The sequence below is a fragment of the Pseudomonas sp. GR 6-02 genome, from assembly GCF_001655615.1.
Classification (GTDB): Bacteria; Pseudomonadota; Gammaproteobacteria; order Pseudomonadales; family Pseudomonadaceae; genus Aquipseudomonas.
On sequence record NZ_CP011567.1, the window covers coordinates 2,709,173 to 2,727,812 of the forward strand.

Sequence of the window (18,640 nt, forward strand, 5' to 3'; positions counted from 1 at the left end):
TAATTGGCTGCAACTTGTCCAGAAAACGGTTGAACCCATTGGCTAATTGGCCCAATTCGTCGCGTCGCCCGGCGGGCAGGCGTTGGGTAAGGTCACCATCGCCATCGACGATGGCATCAAGCAGGCCTGCCACCTTCAGCAGCGGGCGTGTCACCCCGTAGGCGGCCAGCCAGATCAGCAACATGCCGAGGCAACTGGCCAATACCCCCAGGCAAAGGTTGAGCCAGTTGGCCTGGCGGCTTTTGTCGTCCAGTTCGCTTTGCATTTGCCGGGCGGGTGCCTGCACCAGGGCTTGGGGAACCTTGATCTCCAGTTGCCAGAGTGGATTGCCTGCCACGGGTTGCAGAGCCTGGCGTATATCGAGGGTGGTCCCGGAGACTTCGCCGCTGCGTCCTGCCACCTGGCCGGAGGCCGACACAATGGCCACTTCGCTGTTGCCTTGATACAGGTCCTGGCCGAGGTCGGCAGCCAGCTTTTGCAGCGTGTCGAGGCCAATGTCCATGCCGACCACGCCGAGGATCTTGCCGTTGGCGATCAGAGGGACAGAAATGCTGCTCATCAGGACTTTCTGGCCTTCCACCTCACTGGTGTAGGGCTCCACCACGCAAGTGCGCCTTTGAGCTTGAGGGCAGGTGTACCAGACGTTTGTCGGTTCGCTGCCGGGGGGCGCTGTGTTGGTGAAGATTTGCGCCTCGGTGAGCACATCCTGGACCAATTGTCCCGGCTGGCTCTGTGACCAATACAGCGCAAAACGACCTTTTTCGTTGCTCGCCAGTGCACGTTGCCCGACGAAATTAGCGTCTGCGCCCGCCAACGCGTCAGGCAGAAGGATGACGTACAGGCCGAGCACTTTTTCGCGGTTGAGCAGTGTCTGACGGGTCACGCTGATCAGCGCTTCGCGCAATTGCCCAGCCGTGAGGCGTCCATTGAGCGTTTGATCGCGCAGTTGCAGAACCTGTTGCGCGAACCCTTCGCTATACAGCGCCGTTTCGTTGAAAAAGCGTTCGACCTGTTGGCCATGGGCAGCGGCCTGGGCTTGCAAGCGCTCCACGGCGGCTTGCCCGAGCAGGTGACTGCTCTGCTCCTTCAGCAATTTTGCACTTTGTTGGTTCTGGTACACCGAGGTGCCTACCAGCGCGCCGACGACAGCCAGCAGGCACAGTCCGCTCAGGAGTGTGATCCGCCATTGGATAGTGAGATGAGCTAAACGCATGACTGGGACTTCCTGCAGAGGGCTTTGGCTGCGATGGGCTGTGGACCAGGCCCTCGCTTTTATTATCGGTGCCGGCATCTGGGTATAGAGCGGGTGACGCTAGCATGCGGGAGGGAACGGCCAGCCGGTTATCCCGAATCGGCAAGGACTGCCGGATTGCGGGTGCCGCATCGACCTGTTTTGGGGCGGCGCCTCGGATGCTACCGATTTGGGATAGCGAGCGGTTCAGGGGCGGGCATAGGATCGAGTTCAGCGCGCAACTAAAACAAAACGCTAATTGGTGCCGATGGAATTCAATCGGGCCACCCCAACAGCGACTGCCTCATACAATAAGGTCAACAACATGAGTGTACCTATCTCGATCAACAGCTCCACGGAGCTCAAGCGTGGCGCCCTGGGCGTCGGGTTCATCATCTTCTTCGTGGTGTCGGCGGCGAGTCCTTTAAGTGTGATCGCCGGTGGCTTCCCGATTGGCATCATGTTGGGTAACGGTGCCGGTACTCCGGCATTGCTGATCCTGGCGTTGCTGGTGCTGCTCGCGTTCTCGGTGGGTTACACCACCATGTCCCGGCACCTGACCAATGCCGGCGGTTTTTATGCGTTCACCTCACGTGGTTTGGGTGGCCTGGCAGGCGGCGCGGCCGGGGTGTTGGCGATGTTTGCCTATAACATTCTTCAGGTCGGGTTGTATGGCATGTTCGGTGGGGTCGTCAGTGGCACCATGGAAAGTGTATTTGGGCTGGTGTTGCCGTGGTGGTCCTACTCGCTGATGGCGATGGCGAGCATTGCGATTCTGGGCTATCGCAAGATCGACCTTTCTGCGCGGGTGCTGTCGGTGGTGGTAATCGCCGAGTACCTGGCGATCCTGATCCTGGATTTTTCCATCCTCAAATCCGGCGGCGACAGCGGCATCAACCTTGATGCGTTTGATCGCGGTCATGTGTTCAGCGGCACACCGTCAATCGGCTTGCTGTTCTGCTTCGCGGCATTTATCGGCTTTGAGGCGACGACTATTTACGGCGAAGAGGCCAAGAACCCGCAGCGTACTATCCCGATTGCCACCTACAGTTCTGTGTTGCTGATCGGTGGGTTCTACGCGCTGTCGGTGTGGTCGATGGTGGTGGGCGTGGGCGCGGACAAGATCGTGCCGATGCTGCAGGCCTTGCAGGATCCCACGACGTTTATCTACGGCATGTCCGATCACTTTGTCGGCCCCTGGCTGACTCAGATTATCCGGGTGCTGTTCATGGTGAGTATCTATGCCGGCCTCCTGGCCTTTCATAACGCCGCCGCGCGTTATTTTTACGCGATCGGCCGTGATGGCCTGTTGCACAGTCTGTTGGGCACCACTCACCGCGTGCATCAGAGCCCCCATATGGGTTCGGTGTTGCAGAGCCTGATTGCTGCTGTGGTGGTACTGATTTTCGCTGCATTGGATGCGGACCCGATCCTGCAACTGTTCGCCTGGTTCTCCAACCTCGCCACCCTCTGCGTCATTTTACTGATGGCGCTGACGTCGGTAGCGGTCTGCGTCTACTTTCAGCGTCATCCCGAGCTTAACGTCGGGATATGGCGCGGGCGCATCCTGCCTGTTTTCTCCTCCCTGGCATTGGTGCTCGTGCTGGGGCTGGCGGTGGTGCATTTCGACGTGTTGACCGGGGCCAGCCAGCTATTGTCCTACGGACTCTGCGCCATCATTCCCGCGGCCCTGATCATCGGCGTCATGCTCGCCGCGCGCTTGCGAAAGATCTCCCCGCAACGGTTTCTTGCCTTGGGCAGCCACAAGCTTTAAGGCCGCACTCGTTACTGCTCGACTAACCAGACAATTCCAGCCTGCCGTTGCTCGGCATGGCTCGTCAGTGTGTGAAAGGAAGGTTTCAAATGCACAACTACAAGATGCTCATCAATGGCGTTCAGGTCGCCGGTGAACAGGGCCAGTTTGATGTGATCAACCCGGCCACCGGTGCTGCATTCGCCCAATGCCCCGCCGGCTCGCTGGCGCAACTCGACCAGGCGGTCGACGCTGCACAAGCGGCGTTCAAAAGCTGGCGGCACAGCACCCACGCAGACCGTTGCGAGCGCCTGTTGGCGGTTGCGGCGGATATCGAGCGGGAGGCAGAGTCACTGGCCCGACTGATTGTGCTGGAACAAGGTAAACCACTGGAACTGGCGTTTTCCGAAGTCATGGGGTCCGCCGCCTGGACCCGCTATGCGGCCGGGCAGGAGATTGCCGTGGAGCTGGTGGAGGAAACCCCCACCCAGCGGATCGAGTTGCATCGCAAGCCTTTGGGTGTGGTGGCGTCGATTACGCCGTGGAACTGGCCGTTCATGATCGCCGTCTGGCACATCATGCCGGCGCTGCGAGCCGGTAACTGTGTGATCAGCAAACCGTCGAGCCTGACCCCGCTGAGCACCTTGCGCCTGGTGGAGATCATCGCCCGCCATGTGCCTCACGGCGTGATCAATTGCCTGACGGGTGAGCAAGGTTTCGGCAGCGCAATCACTTCGCACACCGGCATTCAGAAGATTGTGTTCACCGGCTCGACCGCCACCGGACAAAGCGTCATGCGCGGCGCCGCCAACAACCTCAAGCGCCTGACGCTGGAGCTGGGTGGTAACGACGCGGCAATCGTTCTGCCCGGTACGCCGGTTGAGGCGGTGGTCGAGGAGATTTTCCAGGCGGCGTTTCTCAACATGGGCCAGACCTGCGCGGCCCTCAAGCGCCTGTATATCCACGAATCGCAGTACCAGGCCTTTGCTGATGCGCTGACCCTGATTGCGACGCGCCAAGTGGTGGGCGATGGCCTGGAAGCTGGCGTCACCTTTGGACCGGTGCAAAACCTTGAGCAATTGGAGCTTGTCGACGCGCTGGTCGCTGACGCGCGGGCACAAGGCGCACGCGTGCTGTGCGGCGGCGCGCGTCTGGATCGCCCCGGTTTCTTTTATCCGCCGACCCTGGTCGCGGACGTGACAGATGGCCAGCGTCTGGTCGACGAGGAACAGTTCGGTCCTGTGTTGCCTTTGATCGCGTACCGGGATGTCGAGGATGTACTGCGGCGCGCCAATGCCGGCGACATGGGGCTGGGCGGATCGGTCTGGGGGCCGGATGTCGAGCAGGCCCAGGCACTGGCCAGCCGCCTGGAAAGCGGCGTTGCCTGGGTCAATTGCCACGCGCAGATTCAGCCGAACACACCGTTTGGCGGCAGCAAGATGTCCGGGTTTGGCGTCGAGTTCGGCCTTGAGGGGCTGCTGGAGTTCACTGGCCAGCAACTGCTGTTTGTCCGCCCTTTTAAAGGCGCACCACAAGGAGCTTGAGCCATGCGCAATCCATCACGCCATCCCGTGTTTGGTAGCACGCTTGTGTGCACATTGGTGCTATGCGCCATCAATCAGGCCCAGGCCTATGAGTTGTACAGTGATGAGAGCCGTCACCTCAACGCAGACATGACCGCCGTGTTCGGCCAGTTCAACAGTCGCAAGAACTACGACGGCACACCCGGTGGATCTACCTGGCGCGAAGGCTTCATCAAGTACGGCTTGAATGGCGACCAGTCCCTGGCGGGCAATGGCACCGCGTATGGGGCATTCGCCCTGGTCAGTTCCGCCACCTGGGGCGACGGCGACCCAGGCGGCAATTCCCTGGGAACCGAGCGCACAACAAAGATCGAAGACGCCTACCTGGGCTGGCGCTCCGGCGACCTGTTCCCTGCGTTAGGCAAGGACGGGGTTGATATTTCCGGCGGGCGCCAGGTGGTCAAGCTGGGCCGAGGGTTCCTGATCAACGATGACGGACTGAACCTGGGCGAGGGTCCGGCCAATGGCACTATGAACCGTGGGGGCGCTTATTACCTGGCTGCACGGCATGCGTTCGATCAAACCGCGCTGTTGCGTCTGGGTGGGCAAGATGGCCTGCACGGCAGTCTGGTGTGGCTCAAATCCGACAACCGCGTCCAGGCCGAAACCGAACTGGCCGCCGGCACGCTGGATTACACCACCCAGCCGGGTACGATCGGGTTGACCTGGGTACACGGCATCGACGTGAGCGATCAATGGGCCACCGACGTTCAACGCCAGCGCAAAGGCATGAACGTCTACAGCGTTCGCGGTGAAGGCGATGCGGGCATCGAGAACGTCAGCCTGGCGTTCGAATACGCCTGGCAGGACAAGGACGCCGGGCCTGAGAAAGCCTGGTACGGCGAAGCGGGCTACACCTTCGCCGATACCGCCTGGGCGCCCAAGGTGACCTATCGCTATACCCGCTATTCACAGAAATGGGATCCGCTGTTCACTGGCTTGAGCATGGGCTACGGCACCTGGTTCCAGGGCGAAGTCGCCGGAAACTACGCCGGGCCGTTCAACAGCAATACCAGCATTCAGCACGTCGGTCTGAAGGCCACTCCGCTGGAAAACCTGACCTTGGGCGCGCTGTACTTCGATTTCGACACGGTGCGTAAAAACAACGCGCTGAACCTCAATGCCCGTGAGCTGGATATCTACGCCGAATGGGCAGCCAACCCGCACTTGATCATTACCCCGCTGATTGGCCTCTACAAACCCGATCAGGACTCAACCACGGGTGGCAATCAAGTCGGCGGCAATGGCACCAACCTGTACAGCCAATTGACGGTGGCTGTTCCGTTCTGACCGCACATCCGCCGCGTCCCCGGTAAGGGACCGGCGGCTTGTCCATAGGCTAGGGCGTGGTGGTGTTCGACTGATTACGCATATTTTCGGCGATGCGCCGAGTGGTATCCATGACCATTTCGATCACGGTTTCCTGGCGCAGCAGCTTGAAGCTCTGCGTGCTGCCGACGGCGGACAGGCTGCCAACCACTTCGTCGATGTCCGTCTGGATGATCGGCGCGGCGATGCCGGTCAAGCCCAGGTTGAGTTCATCATGGGTGAGGCAGTAACCGTCCTTGCGAATCTTTTTCGCGGCCTTGGAGAAGCTTGACCAGTCATAAGGGCAGTCCGGGTCGTTGGCCATATGCTCGTCGAACAAGCGTTGCAAACGGCGACCTTTCTGAAAGGCGATCAACACCTTGGATTGCGCGCCGCGAAAGAACGGCAGCGGTTGCCCGCGCCCGAACGCAAAGTGGTAGGTGTCGGTGGGTTCGGCGATGTAGGTGTTGATGATGCGACCGTCATAAAAGACGCTCGCAAACACGGCCAGGCCGGTTTGCGCGGACAGCTCGTGCATCAACTCGCGCCCGGCAACGAGGATAGGGTCGTACTGACGCATCATCCAGTCCAGTTCGATGACTCGCGGTCCCAAGCCATAACTGCCGGCGTCCACGCGGGTCAGCAGGCCGGCGTCGCACAAATCCTTGACGTAGCGGTACACGGTCGCACGTGACAGGCCCATGCGCTCGGCAATGGTGTCGGGGTCGATTTTCAATGTCTGTGGACCGAACAGGTCCAGGACACTCAGCAATTTGCTCAGGCTACTCATTTCGTTCCTAAAGACGGGGGAGGGCGTGTGCTTCGTTCCGGCGTAGACCAGACATCCCGCAGAAGCGCCAAGCGCTGGCGCAACACTACCTCAGTGAGAGAAAAACGCAATCTCGGCAGTCTTTCTGGTGCAAATAAAATCGTATAAATCTCACAAAGCGAGACAAATACGAATTTAATGCTTGTTGGTTGAGTGTTTGTGTGTGATAAATCTCATCACTGCAAATGCTCAAGCAAGAGGGCTGAAAATGAATGGTGCGCAACTGATAGTGAATGCGGCAGCGGCAAGCGGTATCGAATACTGCTTCGCCAACCCCGGAACCACCGAAATTCCATTGGTGGCGGCCATGGCCAGCGCACCTGCACTGAAGCCGGTGTTGTCGTTGTTCGAAGGGGTGTGTACAGGGGCGGCGGATGGGTATGGCCGGATTGCCGGCAAGCCGGCGATGACCCTGACGCACCTGGGCCCCGGGTTTGCCAATGGCATCGCCAACCTGCACAACGCGCGTCGTGCCAATACCCCTATCGTCAATGTGATCGGTGATCACGCGTCATGGCATGTCAACTACGATCCGCCGCTGGCCAGTGACATCCAGGCCTTGGCCGGGACTGTCTCCGGCTGGGTGCGCACCTCGCGCACGGCGTCGGGTATCGGCGAAGATTTGCAGGAAGCGGTGCGGTCGGCCTGGCAGGCCAAAGGGCAGATCGCCAGCCTGATTCTGCCCATGGACCTGCAAGCCAGCGCAGTGACGCACAACGGCGTGTTCGCTCCGATGCGGGCGCCGGTTCGCCGGTTTGCCGGTGACCGGGTCGAGACGGTGGCGCAGGCCCTGCGTGACGGGCAGCGCCTGGTGTTTATTGTCGGGGATGAGGGGTTGTCGGTCGCGGGTCTGGAAGCAGCGGGGCGCCTGGCCCAACTGCCTGGCATGCGCCTGTTTGCCGAGACCTTTCCACGGCTCAGCTACCGTGGTGGTGGTTTGCCGGATCTGGATCGCCTGCCGTACTTCCCGGAAGTGGCCATTGAAATCCTTGAGCAGTACGACCAGGTCGTGTGTGCCGGGGTGCCGGAGCCCATCAGTTATTTCGGCTACGAAGGCATCCCGTCGCGCCTCGCCGAGCGTGAGCGTCTGCTGACGCTGGCCGATGTCGGTGACGATGTAGCCGGCGCGCTGACGGCGCTGGCCGATGCCCTCAATGCACCGGCCTACGTGCCGACACCGATGGGCATCGAACTGCCGCCAGGCCATGCCGAGCTCACACCTCAGTCCATCGGCCAGGTTTTAGCCGCATCGCTGCCGGACGACAGCATTGTCTCCGTGGAAGGCGGCACTTGTGGCTATCCGTTTTTCACCGCCTCTGCTAGCGCCGCGCGGCACCGGGTGTTGACCAATACCGGTGGCGCGATCGGCCAGGGCATTCCGGTGGGGTTCGGCGCCGCCTTGGCGGAGCGGGGCAATCGCGTGTTCTGCCTGCAATCCGACGGCAGTGCCCAGTACACCATCCAAACCCTGTGGAGCATCGCCCGTGAGCAGGTGCCGGTGGTGATCCTGATTGCCGCCAACCATCGCTACGCCATTTTGCAGAACGAACTGCGCCGCTTCGGCATGACTGAAATGGGCCCCGAAGCCCTGCGCCTGACGGTGCTCGATAGCCCGCGGATTGACTGGAAGGCGCTGGCCAAGGGCTACGGCGTGCCGGCCTGCACGGTGCACACCAATGCCGAACTGCAACAGGCGCTGGCCAATGCCAATGCCGACGGTGGTCCTTGCCTGATCGAAATGGCGCTGTGAAGGAGTCGATGATGAAACAGTTCGAAGTGCTACCTGCTGTGCAACATTTTCTGTCCCAGCCTGGCCGCCTGTTTATCGGTGGCAGTTGGCAGGACGCCGCCGCTGGCCGACGGTTTGCCGTGGAAAACCCGGCAACTGAAGAAACCCTGACGGAAGTGGCCCAAGGTGACGCGAGTGACGTAGATGCGGCCGTTGCGGCAGCCCGCGCAGCGTTCAACGGCGCCTGGGCGCTGCAGTCTCCCGCCCAGCGCGGTCTGCTGCTGTTTCGACTGGCGGACCTGTTGGATCAGCACCGCGAGGAGCTGGCGCAGTTGATCACGCTGGAGAACGGCAAGCCCATCTCGGCCGCTCGAGGTGAAGCGGCCAGTGCGGCGACCATCATTCGCTATTTCGCCGGCTGGCCGACCAAGATCGAAGGCAGCACGTTGCCTGTATCGCCGGCCAGCGGTGCGCCGATGCTCAACTACACCTTGCGTGAACCGGTGGGTGTGTGCGCGCTGATCGTACCGTGGAACTTCCCGTTGAACATGTGCGTGTGGAAGCTTGGCCCGGCGCTGGCGACAGGTTGTGTCGCGGTGCTCAAGCCCGCCGAGCAAACGCCGCTGGTTGCGATTCGACTGGTGCAGTTGATCGAGGCCGCCGGGTTTCCAGCGGGGGTGGTCAACCTGATCACCGGTCTTGGCGCGGAAACGGGCGGACCGCTGGCGCAGCATCCCGACGTGGACAAAATTGCCTTTACCGGCTCGACCCAGGTCGGTCGGCTGATCGCTCAGGCGGCCACCAGCAACATGAAAAAGGTCTCGCTGGAATTGGGCGGCAAGTCGCCGAACATCATCTTGCCGGACGCCGATATCGTGCGCGCCGCCAAAGGTGCCGCCGATGGCATCTTCTACAACCAGGGCCAGGTGTGCACGGCTGCCTCACGTTTATACGTACACGCCAGTGTGCTCGATCAGGTGCTCGAAGAACTTGAGCGGCATGCCACCGCCCACGTGCTCGGTAATGGTTTGGACCCGGCCACCAGCATGGGCCCACTCGTGTCGGGCCGCCAATTGAGCACGGTCAAAGGCTACCTGCAACGTGGTCAGGAGGAGGGCGCCGAACTGATCTGCGGTGGCGGCCGTCCCGCCCACCTGGAGCGCGGCCACTTCATTGCGCCCAGCGTGTTCCTTGATCGCGCCGAACGTGCCTGTGTCGCCCGCGAAGAGATCTTCGGTCCGGTGCTGACCGTCATGAGCTGGACCGAAATCGACGACCTGGTGCTGCGCGCCAACGATTCGCCTTATGGCCTCGCAGCAGGCCTGTGGACCCGCGACTTGCGCTCGGCGCACCGCGTGGCGGCGCAGCTCAAGGCGGGCTCGGTGTGGATCAACTGCTGGAACGTGGTCGACGCGGCTTCGCCGTTCGGCGGGTACAAGCAATCTGGCTGGGGCCGGGAAATGGGTAAAAACGTGATCGATGCCTACACCGAGACCAAGAGCGTCTTCGTCGATCTCGCCTGAACCGAATAATCACAAGAGGAAATGCTATGGATCTGGAATTGAAAGGCCGCGTGGCCATCGTCACCGGCGGCGGTATGGGTATCGGCAAGGAAGTCGCACGTTTTCTGTCCGAGGAGGGCTGCAAGGTGGTGATCTGCGCACGCCGCATGGAGTTTCTCCAACAGGCTGCCGAAGAGATCACGGCTCAGACCGGCAACGAAGTACTGCCGCTGTACTGCGACACCAATCAGATGTCGGCCGTGTCTGACATGGTCGAAGCTGCGCACAAACACTTCGGCCGCATCGACATCCTGGTCAACGGTGCCGCAGCGCCGTCCGGCGTGGTGCGCAATGACATCGAACATGCCGGCGACGACGAGTTGCTGTCGGATCTCAACACCAAGGTGATCGGCTACTTCCGTTGCGCCAAGGCAGTGACCCCGCACATGAAGGCCGGCGGTTTCGGTCGCATCATCAACATCGGCGGCCTCACCGGGCGTAGCAGCAAAGTCCTCTCGGGGATGCGCAACCTGGCGATCGCCCACATGACCAAAACCCTCTCCGACCAGTTGGGCCCTTCGGGCATCACGGTCAACCTGATCCATCCCGGCGTGGTGGATACCCCGCACATCCAGGAGTTGTACGAGCGCGAAGCGGTCAAGCAAGGCAAGACCTCGGAACAGGTTGAGCAGGCCTACATCGACGCGACGCCGATTCGCCGCACCCTGGCACCGATTGAAATGGGCTGGCTGATTGGTTTCCTGGCGTCGCCGAAGGCTGGCGCGGTGACCGGAGAATCCATCGGCATCGACGGCGGTTTGACCCGCGGCATCTACATCTGAGGAGCACCAACGATGAGTAACGGAACCCTGTTAGTGGCCACGGTAGGGCAGGCGGTGATCCGCAGCGCCGACGAGGGTCGGACCTGGCATCGCCTGGGCCTGGGCCAGGATCTGGAGTTCGACGCGATCACTCGATCCTTGAGCGTGCACCCCGGCGAGCCTGAGGTGATCTACGCCGGCACGGACGTAGGTTTGTGTGTCAGCCGCGACACCGGCGGCCATTGGCAGCGGGTCGATTCGCCGTTCAACGGGCAGACGGTCTGGAAAGTCGCCGTCGATCCGCAGGACGCGCAACGGATTTTCGTCGGCACCGGTGCACCTTCGCGCGCCGTACTGTGGAGGACGCTGGACGGTGGTCTCAGTTGGGATCGTGCGCCGGTTGAGATTCCGGAATTCTGCGACGGAGTCAGCCGCCCACGGCTGCTGGCTTTCGCCTATGACCCGACCGACCGCAACCAGCTATGGTTCGGCCTTGAAGAGGGTGGGTTATTCCACTCCCGTGACGGTGGCGACAGCTGGACGCGCGTCGATGATCGGCTGCTGTGGGACTACAACTCGGATGTCCACAACATTCTGGTACTGCCCAATCATGGTCAGAAAGTCATCGTGGTGGTCTGCGTCAACGCCGTCTACCGCAGCCTGGATGAGGGGCTGACCTGGACTGGCATTATCGGTCGAGAAGCGTTCGGCCTGTACTACATGCGCGCCATGAACGCACCGTTGGGCACGCAAAGCGACCTGTACCTGAGTATTTCCGATGGCACGCCCGGCACCACCAGCAAGATCCTGGTGTCCCGTGATGCTGCGCTCAGCTGGGAAGTGCTGCCCCTGCCGCAACAACCCAATTCCTGCGTCTGGGCCATTGCCTTCAACCCGGAAAATCCGCGACAGATCGTTGCGGGAACCAAGTACGGGCACTTGTTCACCTCCGGGAATGGCGGTGATGGCTGGCAGAAACAGTGGCGCGAATTCAGTGAGATCGCTGACGTGCTCTGGACCCCCGCAGTGGCGCAGATCAAGGCAGGGCATCAATCCGTGGTCAAAAAAAGCTGAGGTATCACGCGATGAAAGTCGAAATCCTTCGTACTCACTTATCGCTCTCGGTAAGTGATCCTGATGTGTCGGCACGCTGGTACGCCGACATCCTGGGCATGCATGAAAGTGCCCGGGGCGAAAGCTGGGTCATGATGGCGTTTGGCACCAAACATCACGACATCGCCTTGCTTCGTGCAGAGCCCGGCGCCCATCAGGGCGGGTTGGGGTTGCAACACTATGGATTGGAAATCGCCGGGGACATGACCACCTTGCGCCAGCTCTACGGCATGTTGCTGGGCAAGGGCGTCGAGGTGGTGAAGATCACCGATCACGAAATCGGCCATGGTGTGTATTTCAACGACCCTGACGGTAATCGCATGGAATTTTTCCTTGAGACCGAACACGACGATGCGCGCGGCAAGGCCCGGTTCAAGGCCGCTGGCGCGCCAAGCCGACATTTCAATCTAGACCCACTAGACCCACTAGACCCGCTTTGAGGCCACCCAGATGAAAACCGCGAATTTTGCTTCGTATCACATCCGCAAGTGGTACAGCTTTGTCGAAGAAACCCTGGCCAACGAAAGTGGCCAGTTAGCCGATGGCGAGCCGCTGTTCAAATATGCCGTCGCCGCCGTGATCGCCAACCCCTATGCCGGTCGCTACAGCGAGTCGCTGACAGAGCTGGTAGAACCGTCGCCGCTGCTGGGCGAAGAGTTCGGTCGTCGCATTCAGGCGCTGGCCGGCTCGCGGGATATTGTCAGCTACGGTAAAGCTTGCATGGTGGGCAGCCAGGGCGAATACGAACACGGCAATGCGTTCCTGACCAACCCGGCTGCCGATCCGGTGCGCCTGGCGCTGGGCGGGGGCAAATCCTGGGTGCCGTCCACCGGCAAACGGGGCGCCCCGGGTTCAACCATCGATGTGCCGTTGGCCCACAAGGATGCACTGTATGTACGCTCCCATTACGACAGCATGTCCCTGATGTTTGGCGACGGCCCCGCGCCGGATGAGGTAATCGTGATCTGGGCCTTCGCCACGCGCGGGCGCTTGCATGCGCGGCTGGGCGGTCTGCAGGCGGCAGACGTCAAAGGTATTGATGGACTGCACTGATTTCAGGCGCATGGCTTTAGCGGCGTCGGATTAAAAACACAACAAGAAAGCGGTGAATAGCGATGAAGCAGGAGAAGACCCAAGTTGTCATTGTCGGCGGCGGCCCTAACGGGATCACGGCCGCACACTATATGGGGATGTACGGTATCGACTGCGTCGTCCTTGAGCTTGCCGACGGCGTACTGCCTTACCCACGCGCGGTGGGCATGGATGATGAAGCACTGCGCGTGCTGCAGGGGATCGGCATCGCCGATCTCGCTGTACGCGACATGATCTGCGATGTACCGCTGCGCTATTACAATGCACGCGGTGTGTGCTTCGCCGAGGTCAAGCCGAGTACCGCCCATTACGGCTGGCCAATGCGTAATATTTTCATGCAGCAATTGCTGGAAGGCACGTTGCGCGAAACCCTGGGACAGCGTGCCAGCGTTGTGTTGCGCCAAGGCCACGAAATGCTCGAACTCGAGCAGGACGGGCAGGGCGTGACATTGCAGGTGCGCGATGCTCAAGGCGAGATTTATCAACTGCGGGCTGACTATGTCATCGGCGCCGATGGCGGACGCTCCACGGTGCGTAAAAAGCTTGGTATCGAGCTGTCGGGGCTGACACATGCGCGCAAATGGGTGGTGGTCGATACGGCCAATGACACCCTAGATGCACCCTACACCGCACTGCATGCCGACCCGGAGCGGCCCTTCGTGTGCATCTATCTGCCGTACCAGCAACGCCGCTGGGAATTCATGCTCCTGGAGGGCGAAGATGAAGCGAGGATGTGTGAGGAAAGCACCATTCGCGACTTGATCCGTGGGCATATCGGCAACGCGGTCGATCAGTTGAACATCATCCGCATCCGCGCCTATACCCACCACTCCCGGGTCGCGGTGCGGTTTGTCGAAGGGCGTGTGGCGCTGGTGGGTGATGCCGCGCATATTTCTCCACCCTGGGCCGGGCAGGGCCTCAATTCCGGGCTGAGGGACGTGGCCAACGTGGCCTGGAAACTGGCGGCGATCATCCAGGGCCGTGCCTCGCACTCGATCCTCGCCAGCTACGACCAGGAGCGCCGTGGGCATGCCACCGAGCTGGTAGCCCTGGCCGACAACATGGGCGCGGTACTGGGAATGACCAACCCGCTGATGGCCGGCGTGCGCGACTGGCTGTTCCAGGCGGTGAACAGTGTCGACAACCTGCGCTCGCACCTGCTGGAGTTCAAATTCAAACCCAAGGCCACCATCACCAAGGGCTTGGTCTATCACGAGCGGGCCGAGTTGCGCGAGGACGACCTGGTCGGCCAGCTGTTTGTACAGCCGCATATCGAAGACGCCCAGGGGCAGCGTCGTCGCCTGGACGAAGTGCTTGGCAATTCCTATGCGGTGCTGGGTTATCGGGTGAACCCGCGCGAGCAACTCAGCGAGGAAATGGCCGCTTATTGGGCGCGCTGGGACACGCGTTTTATTCAGGTCAATCGTTCGCGCAGCGGCATCGGACGTGGCCAGCCGTTGACGGCCTCGGACGCCATCAGCGTGGAGGACGTGGATAATCGCCTGGGTGAATGGTTCTCCAAGGTGCGTGACTGCATCGTAGTGGTGCGTCCGGACCGGTTTGTCGCCGCCATTACCACACCAGAGAGGCTTGAAGGTGTGCTGCGTAAACTGGCGGAGCAACTGTCATGAACAGCGGTAACGCGCTACTTAATCGGCTACATCAGGCAACGCGCACGGTGCAAGCCATTGCGCCACTGGTCCCCGAGGCGATAGATCGGCTTGCGGGTTATGCGCTGCAACGCCAGGCGCTGGATCACCAACAAGCCGCAGGCGAGCGACTGAGCGGGTGGAAGGTCGCCTTCGCCGGCAGCGCCGCGCAAAAACGCTTTGGCCTTGACGAGCCGGTGTATGGCGGCCTGATGGATAGCATGATCGTCGAGCCGGGTACGGCGGTGGAGTTCTCGCGATTGATCCAGCCCAAGCTGGAGATCGAATTGGCGTTTGTATTGGGGCGTACCCTGGCGCCGGGGGATTACCGTGACGAGGATATTCTGGCCGCCATCGGCGACGTAGCGCCCGCGTTCGAGATCGCCGACTGCCGTTGGCAGGGCTGGGATTTCGGAGTGGGCGCCTTTCTTGCCGACAACGCGGCGGCGGGGCTTTATTGTCTCGGACCGCGTATCCCGTTCGATCCTGTACACCACGTCAACGTAGCGTATCGCCTGGAGTGCGACGGCGCGCTCTGCGGTAACGGTAATACGCGTGATCGGGAGGACAGCCCGCTGGCCAATCTGTGCTGGCTGATTCGGCGTCTGTTGGCCGACGGTCAACCTGTGGAGGCTGGGCAGGTCGTGTTGTCCGGGGCGTTGTTGCCGCCGATGAATATCCAGCCCGCCACGTACTGCCTGCACATGCTTGGCATGGAACTGGCTTTGGTTTTCACGGCGGACGCCGCCCCGGTGTGAACGATAGCTGCCGTCACGGATGACTGAGTCCCTTTCAGGCCGATAAACAAACGGGGCCACCGAGGAACGACGACCATGCTTGCTGAAGTTCGAACCTTCAATGACCCTCAACAACACGCTGGCTCCATCCAGGGCTGGCGACAAGTGTATGACCAACTCGGCCGTGGCTGCCTGACCAGTGAGCTGCGGCAGTTGTCCTCTGACCGCTTTCAAATCTTCCAGGAAGTGCTGGACAAACGCGTGGTACAGCGCGGCTATGCGCCCAAAGGTCGGCTGTGCGCAGCCATGTCGTTAGGCTGCGCGCCGGTGGTGCAGGGGCAACAGGTGGGCACTCACAGCGTGGTACTGTTGCGTGACGGCGAGGAGTTTGTGTTGCACGCCCCTGAAGGCATGCACTTCTTTGCGCTCAATATCGACGCGGTACGCTTCGCCAAACTGGCGGCCTTCGAATTGTCTGACGATCAGCTCAAGCGCCTGAAGACCACGTCCCAACTCAGCGTGGATGACGCGTTACTGTTGCGAATACGTCAGCGTATCCACCCGCTGTTTCATCACCTTTTGGAACAGACGGACGCTATCAACTCAACCGCCGAGAAAATGCTGGAGGAAGAACTGCTCGGCGCGTTCCTCGATTTGTTCAGCCACGCCACCGATGAGGTACGTTGTCGTCGCGGTAATTTCGCCGTGAGTGCTTACCTGGTGAAGCGTTGCCAAGAGCTGATCGATGCCAGTGGTGATACACCGCTGAGCATTCTCGACCTGTGCGAGCACCTGCGGGTGAGTCGCCGGACCCTGCAGAACAGTTTTCAGGCAGTGACCGGAATGCGTCCGGTCGAATACCTGCGCAATCTACGCCTCAACGCGGTGCGACGCCGCTTGATCACAACCTCTGCCTGCACTCACAACATCAGTGAGATCGCGATGGCGATGGGCTTTTTTCATCTGAGCCACTTTGCCGCGCATTACCGGCAATTGTTCGGCGAGTCACCGTCTGAAACGCTCAGGGCTATGCGCTAAAGACCTCATGTGCGGCTGACGCTGTCCTCCCACCCGATTTCCTTTTCCAGGCTGATATTCAAGCGCTCGTGAAATTTTGAAAGGGCGGGTCAGGCGTAGTTGATGCGGTCGCTATAGGCGTTTTGGACCATTTTGCGTTGATAGTCGCAAGGCGTTGTACTGACCAATTTCTTGAAGTCGCGCAGGAAGTGCGATTGATCGGAAAAGCCCAGGTCGAGGGCCAGCTCCGAAAACGATACATCGTGTTGGGTATTGAGGGTGTCCAGAGCTGCCTGGCAGCGGATGATTCGGCAAAAGGTCTTGGGTGATATGCCGGTGTCCTGGCTGAACTGTCGGTGCAGCGTGCGACTGGTGTACCCGCTGAGCTCTTCCAGTTGCTGAATACGAATATCACCGCGGTGGCGCAGCGCCTGCTGAATGACCATGGCCGTGAGTGCTGACGTTCTCCCCATCAGGCGGGGGGCGAGGTAGTCGTTGAACAGCCGCATCTGATCGCCCAGCAGCGGTGCTTGAACGATATTTTCGAAGATGCGCTGGGCGAACCCCGAGACCTCCAGCAGGTCGAGTTCCCGTTCGGTCAATTCCTCGGCCAGCACATTGATAAATCCGGGAATGACGCCCGGTGAAAAGCGCACGCCGAAGTAGTGATGGTTCTGGTGTAACTCGACCGCTTGGGCAGCCAGCGGCGTGCCACAGATCCGGGCGGAAGGGCGTGTTGCATCACAGTCGAAAACAATATCCACGCAACCGTCCGGCACGGCCAGCAGGTTGGCTGACTGAGCCACATCGAAGGCATAGAAATGCGAAATCGCCGGGTGTTCGGAGGGCATGACCGAATACCGTGAAGAGTTGAGCACGAACCAGGGCTGTTCGTTCGCAGTGTGGTGCCTGGGAGGCGGCGCGCACTGTTTGATCATGGTTGCACCTTCGATGAGCAGCGATACGGAAGTTTTCACGCATTAATCACGCCAACTGTTGCGCGTCGGTCAATCGGGCATGTCCGAAATTTACAATACCGCCGAAAAACGCGCCCTGATACTCGAGGTCGACAGCGTGGAGCTGCGCCTACCGCAGCGATATCACCTTCAGCCCGAGAATAACTATGTCTACAAATACAAAAATCGACTTCATCTACCTCTCCGAGCAGGACATGATCCGCGCGGGCGTGACTGACATGCTGGCGTGCGTGAACACCATGGAGGAGATGTTCGGCCTGCTCTATGCCGGTGACTATCGTATGGCCGGTCCGAACAATGACTCCCATGGCGCGATGGTGATCTTCCCGCAGGATTCACCCTTCCCGAACATGCCCAAGCCCACGGCTGACCGACGCATGATGGCCATGCCTGCCTACCTGGGCGGCAGCTTTTGCACCGCAGGCGTGAAGTGGTACGGCTCCAATATCGCCAACCGCGAAAAAGGCCTGCCGCGCTCGATTCTGATGTTTACCTTGAACGACCCCGACACCGGCGCACCGCTGGCCCATATGTCGGCCAACCTGCTGTCCGCGTACCGCACCGGTGCGATTCCCGGCGTGGGCGCGCGCCACTTGGCACGCAAGGACTCGAAAGTCGTCGGCCTGCTCGGCCCGGGTGTAATGGGCAAGACCACACTGGCGGCATTCATCGCGGTATGCCCGCATATCGACACACTGAAGATCAAGGGTCGTGGCCAGAAGAGCCTCGATAACTTTATCGCCTGGGTCAAGGAAACCTATCCGCAGGTCACCACGATCGAAGTGGTCGACACCCTTGAAGCGGTGGTTCGTGACTCCGACCTTGTTACTTATTGTAGCTCCGGTGAGGTGGGCGATCCCACAACCTACCCAATTGTGAAACGCGAATGGGTCAAGCCAGGTGCCTTCCTCGCGATGCCTGCATCCTGCTCCCTTGACGACGGGATGGAACAGCGCGACGTACGCAAGGTGCTGGACAACACCGGTCTCTACCAAGCCTGGTTTGAAGAACTGCCCAAGCCTGCGCATCACTGCGTGCCGGTGATTGGCGTGCGCTTCATGGACATGATTGCCGAAGGCAAGATGCGGCTCGAAGACGTCGAGGACATTGGCAAGATCATCGCCGGGGCCGCGCAAGGCCGTAAGAACGATGAAGAAATCATCATCATGTCGGTGGGCGGAATGCCCGTGGAAGACGTGGCCTGGGGCACGGTGGTTTACCGCAACGCCATCGAAAAAGGCATCGGCGTCACCTTGAACCTGTGGGAAACCCCGGTTCTGCGCTAAGCCAGCCATCACT

At 60.6% G+C, this 18,640-nt stretch carries 15 protein-coding genes and 1 pseudogene; 13 read left to right on the forward strand and 3 right to left on the reverse strand.

The window, feature by feature from the left end; translation table 11 throughout:
* Positions 1–19: 19 nt before the first annotated feature.
* A pseudogene (locus PGR6_RS30725) lies at positions 20–1,291 on the reverse strand (PDC sensor domain-containing protein); the annotation flags it as partial.
* A 265-nt stretch (positions 1,292–1,556) separates the two neighbouring features.
* On the opposite strand from PGR6_RS30725, the gene PGR6_RS12155 reads away from it, so the two are divergent.
* The 3 genes from PGR6_RS12155 to PGR6_RS12165 all read left to right on the forward strand — a co-directional run bounded on the left by PGR6_RS12155 (position 1,557) and on the right by PGR6_RS12165 (position 5,857).
* Positions 1,557–3,005: an APC family permease gene (locus tag PGR6_RS12155; protein ID WP_064617301.1), complete on the forward strand. Its 1,449-nt coding sequence runs from the start codon at positions 1,557–1,559 to the stop codon at positions 3,003–3,005.
* Between the two features lie 89 nt (positions 3,006–3,094).
* Positions 3,095–4,528 (forward strand): aldehyde dehydrogenase family protein, encoded by a 1,434-nt coding sequence (locus PGR6_RS12160; RefSeq protein ID WP_018927851.1) that lies wholly within the window; start codon positions 3,095–3,097, stop codon positions 4,526–4,528.
* Positions 4,529–4,531: 3 nt separating this feature from the next.
* Entirely contained in the window at positions 4,532–5,857 is a 1,326-nt protein-coding gene (locus PGR6_RS12165; protein WP_018927852.1) for a hypothetical protein, read from the forward strand.
* A gap of 49 nt (positions 5,858–5,906) precedes the next feature.
* On the opposite strand, the gene PGR6_RS12170 is transcribed toward PGR6_RS12165, so the two are convergent.
* Positions 5,907–6,665: an IclR family transcriptional regulator gene (locus PGR6_RS12170; RefSeq protein ID WP_018927853.1), complete on the reverse strand. Its 759-nt coding sequence runs from the start codon at positions 6,663–6,665 to the stop codon at positions 5,907–5,909.
* 247 nt (positions 6,666–6,912) lie between these two features.
* Here PGR6_RS12170 and PGR6_RS12175 point away from each other — a divergent pair, with 247 nt between their 5' ends.
* The 9 genes from PGR6_RS12175 (at position 6,913) to PGR6_RS12215 (ending at position 16,385) form a co-directional block, all read left to right on the forward strand.
* On the forward strand, positions 6,913–8,454 hold the full coding sequence (locus tag PGR6_RS12175; protein ID WP_064617303.1) for an acetolactate synthase large subunit: 1,542 nt from the start codon (positions 6,913–6,915) through the stop codon (positions 8,452–8,454).
* An 11-nt stretch (positions 8,455–8,465) separates the two neighbouring features.
* On the forward strand, positions 8,466–9,956 hold the full coding sequence (locus PGR6_RS12180; RefSeq protein WP_018927855.1) for an aldehyde dehydrogenase family protein: 1,491 nt from the start codon (positions 8,466–8,468) through the stop codon (positions 9,954–9,956).
* A gap of 26 nt (positions 9,957–9,982) precedes the next feature.
* A complete protein-coding gene (locus PGR6_RS12185; RefSeq protein WP_019578593.1) occupies positions 9,983–10,777 on the forward strand; it encodes an SDR family NAD(P)-dependent oxidoreductase in 795 nt (264 codons plus the stop codon).
* A gap of 12 nt (positions 10,778–10,789) precedes the next feature.
* Complete coding sequence (locus PGR6_RS12190; RefSeq protein WP_018927857.1) at positions 10,790–11,830, forward strand: VPS10 domain-containing protein; 1,041 nt, start codon at positions 10,790–10,792, stop codon at positions 11,828–11,830.
* 11 nt (positions 11,831–11,841) lie between these two features.
* A complete protein-coding gene (locus PGR6_RS12195; protein WP_064617305.1) occupies positions 11,842–12,309 on the forward strand; it encodes a VOC family protein in 468 nt (155 codons plus the stop codon).
* Positions 12,310–12,319: 10 nt separating this feature from the next.
* Positions 12,320–12,922, forward strand: a complete 603-nt coding sequence (locus tag PGR6_RS12200) for an amino acid synthesis family protein (protein WP_018927859.1) — start codon at positions 12,320–12,322, stop codon at positions 12,920–12,922.
* A gap of 62 nt (positions 12,923–12,984) precedes the next feature.
* Positions 12,985–14,592, forward strand: a complete 1,608-nt coding sequence (locus PGR6_RS12205; RefSeq protein WP_064617307.1) for a bifunctional 3-(3-hydroxy-phenyl)propionate/3-hydroxycinnamic acid hydroxylase — start codon at positions 12,985–12,987, stop codon at positions 14,590–14,592.
* On the forward strand, positions 14,589–15,368 hold the full coding sequence (locus PGR6_RS12210) for a 2-keto-4-pentenoate hydratase (protein ID WP_064617309.1): 780 nt from the start codon (positions 14,589–14,591) through the stop codon (positions 15,366–15,368). The genes PGR6_RS12205 and PGR6_RS12210 overlap by 4 nt, the downstream gene beginning before the upstream one ends.
* A 75-nt stretch (positions 15,369–15,443) precedes the next feature.
* A complete protein-coding gene (locus PGR6_RS12215) occupies positions 15,444–16,385 on the forward strand; it encodes a helix-turn-helix domain-containing protein (protein ID WP_018927862.1) in 942 nt (313 codons plus the stop codon).
* A gap of 89 nt (positions 16,386–16,474) precedes the next feature.
* On the opposite strand, the gene PGR6_RS12220 is transcribed toward PGR6_RS12215, so the two are convergent.
* Entirely contained in the window at positions 16,475–17,302 is an 828-nt protein-coding gene (locus PGR6_RS12220) for an AraC family transcriptional regulator (RefSeq protein ID WP_064617311.1), read from the reverse strand.
* Between the two features lie 185 nt (positions 17,303–17,487).
* On the opposite strand from PGR6_RS12220, the gene PGR6_RS12225 reads away from it, so the two are divergent.
* The gene (locus PGR6_RS12225; protein ID WP_018927864.1) at positions 17,488–18,627 is read left to right on the forward strand and encodes a tyramine oxidase subunit B; all 1,140 of its coding nucleotides are present in this window, start codon (positions 17,488–17,490) and stop codon (positions 18,625–18,627) included.
* The last annotated feature ends 13 nt before the right edge of the window (positions 18,628–18,640 follow it).

Excerpts from the sequence above, each read along its gene's own strand:
- PGR6_RS12175 (WP_064617303.1), top strand. The coding sequence starts at position 6,913 with ATGAATGGTGCGCAACTGATAGTGAATGCGGCAGCGGCAAGCGGTATC.
- PGR6_RS12170 (WP_018927853.1), bottom strand. The coding sequence starts at position 6,665 with ATGAGTAGCCTGAGCAAATTGCTGAGTGTCCTGGACCTGTTCGGTCCA.
- PGR6_RS12220 (WP_064617311.1), bottom strand. The coding sequence starts at position 17,302 with ATGATCAAACAGTGCGCGCCGCCTCCCAGGCACCACACTGCGAACGAA.
- PGR6_RS12195 (WP_064617305.1), top strand. The coding sequence starts at position 11,842 with ATGAAAGTCGAAATCCTTCGTACTCACTTATCGCTCTCGGTAAGTGAT.
- PGR6_RS12165 (WP_018927852.1), top strand. The coding sequence starts at position 4,532 with ATGCGCAATCCATCACGCCATCCCGTGTTTGGTAGCACGCTTGTGTGC.
- PGR6_RS12215 (WP_018927862.1), top strand. The coding sequence starts at position 15,444 with ATGCTTGCTGAAGTTCGAACCTTCAATGACCCTCAACAACACGCTGGC.
- PGR6_RS12210 (WP_064617309.1), top strand. The coding sequence starts at position 14,589 with ATGAACAGCGGTAACGCGCTACTTAATCGGCTACATCAGGCAACGCGC.
- PGR6_RS12155 (WP_064617301.1), top strand. The coding sequence starts at position 1,557 with ATGAGTGTACCTATCTCGATCAACAGCTCCACGGAGCTCAAGCGTGGC.
- PGR6_RS12190 (WP_018927857.1), top strand. The coding sequence starts at position 10,790 with ATGAGTAACGGAACCCTGTTAGTGGCCACGGTAGGGCAGGCGGTGATC.
- PGR6_RS12160 (WP_018927851.1), top strand. The coding sequence starts at position 3,095 with ATGCACAACTACAAGATGCTCATCAATGGCGTTCAGGTCGCCGGTGAA.
- PGR6_RS12205 (WP_064617307.1), top strand. The coding sequence starts at position 12,985 with ATGAAGCAGGAGAAGACCCAAGTTGTCATTGTCGGCGGCGGCCCTAAC.
- PGR6_RS12225 (WP_018927864.1), top strand. The coding sequence starts at position 17,488 with ATGTCTACAAATACAAAAATCGACTTCATCTACCTCTCCGAGCAGGAC.
- PGR6_RS12200 (WP_018927859.1), top strand. The coding sequence starts at position 12,320 with ATGAAAACCGCGAATTTTGCTTCGTATCACATCCGCAAGTGGTACAGC.
- PGR6_RS12180 (WP_018927855.1), top strand. The coding sequence starts at position 8,466 with ATGAAACAGTTCGAAGTGCTACCTGCTGTGCAACATTTTCTGTCCCAG.
- PGR6_RS12185 (WP_019578593.1), top strand. The coding sequence starts at position 9,983 with ATGGATCTGGAATTGAAAGGCCGCGTGGCCATCGTCACCGGCGGCGGT.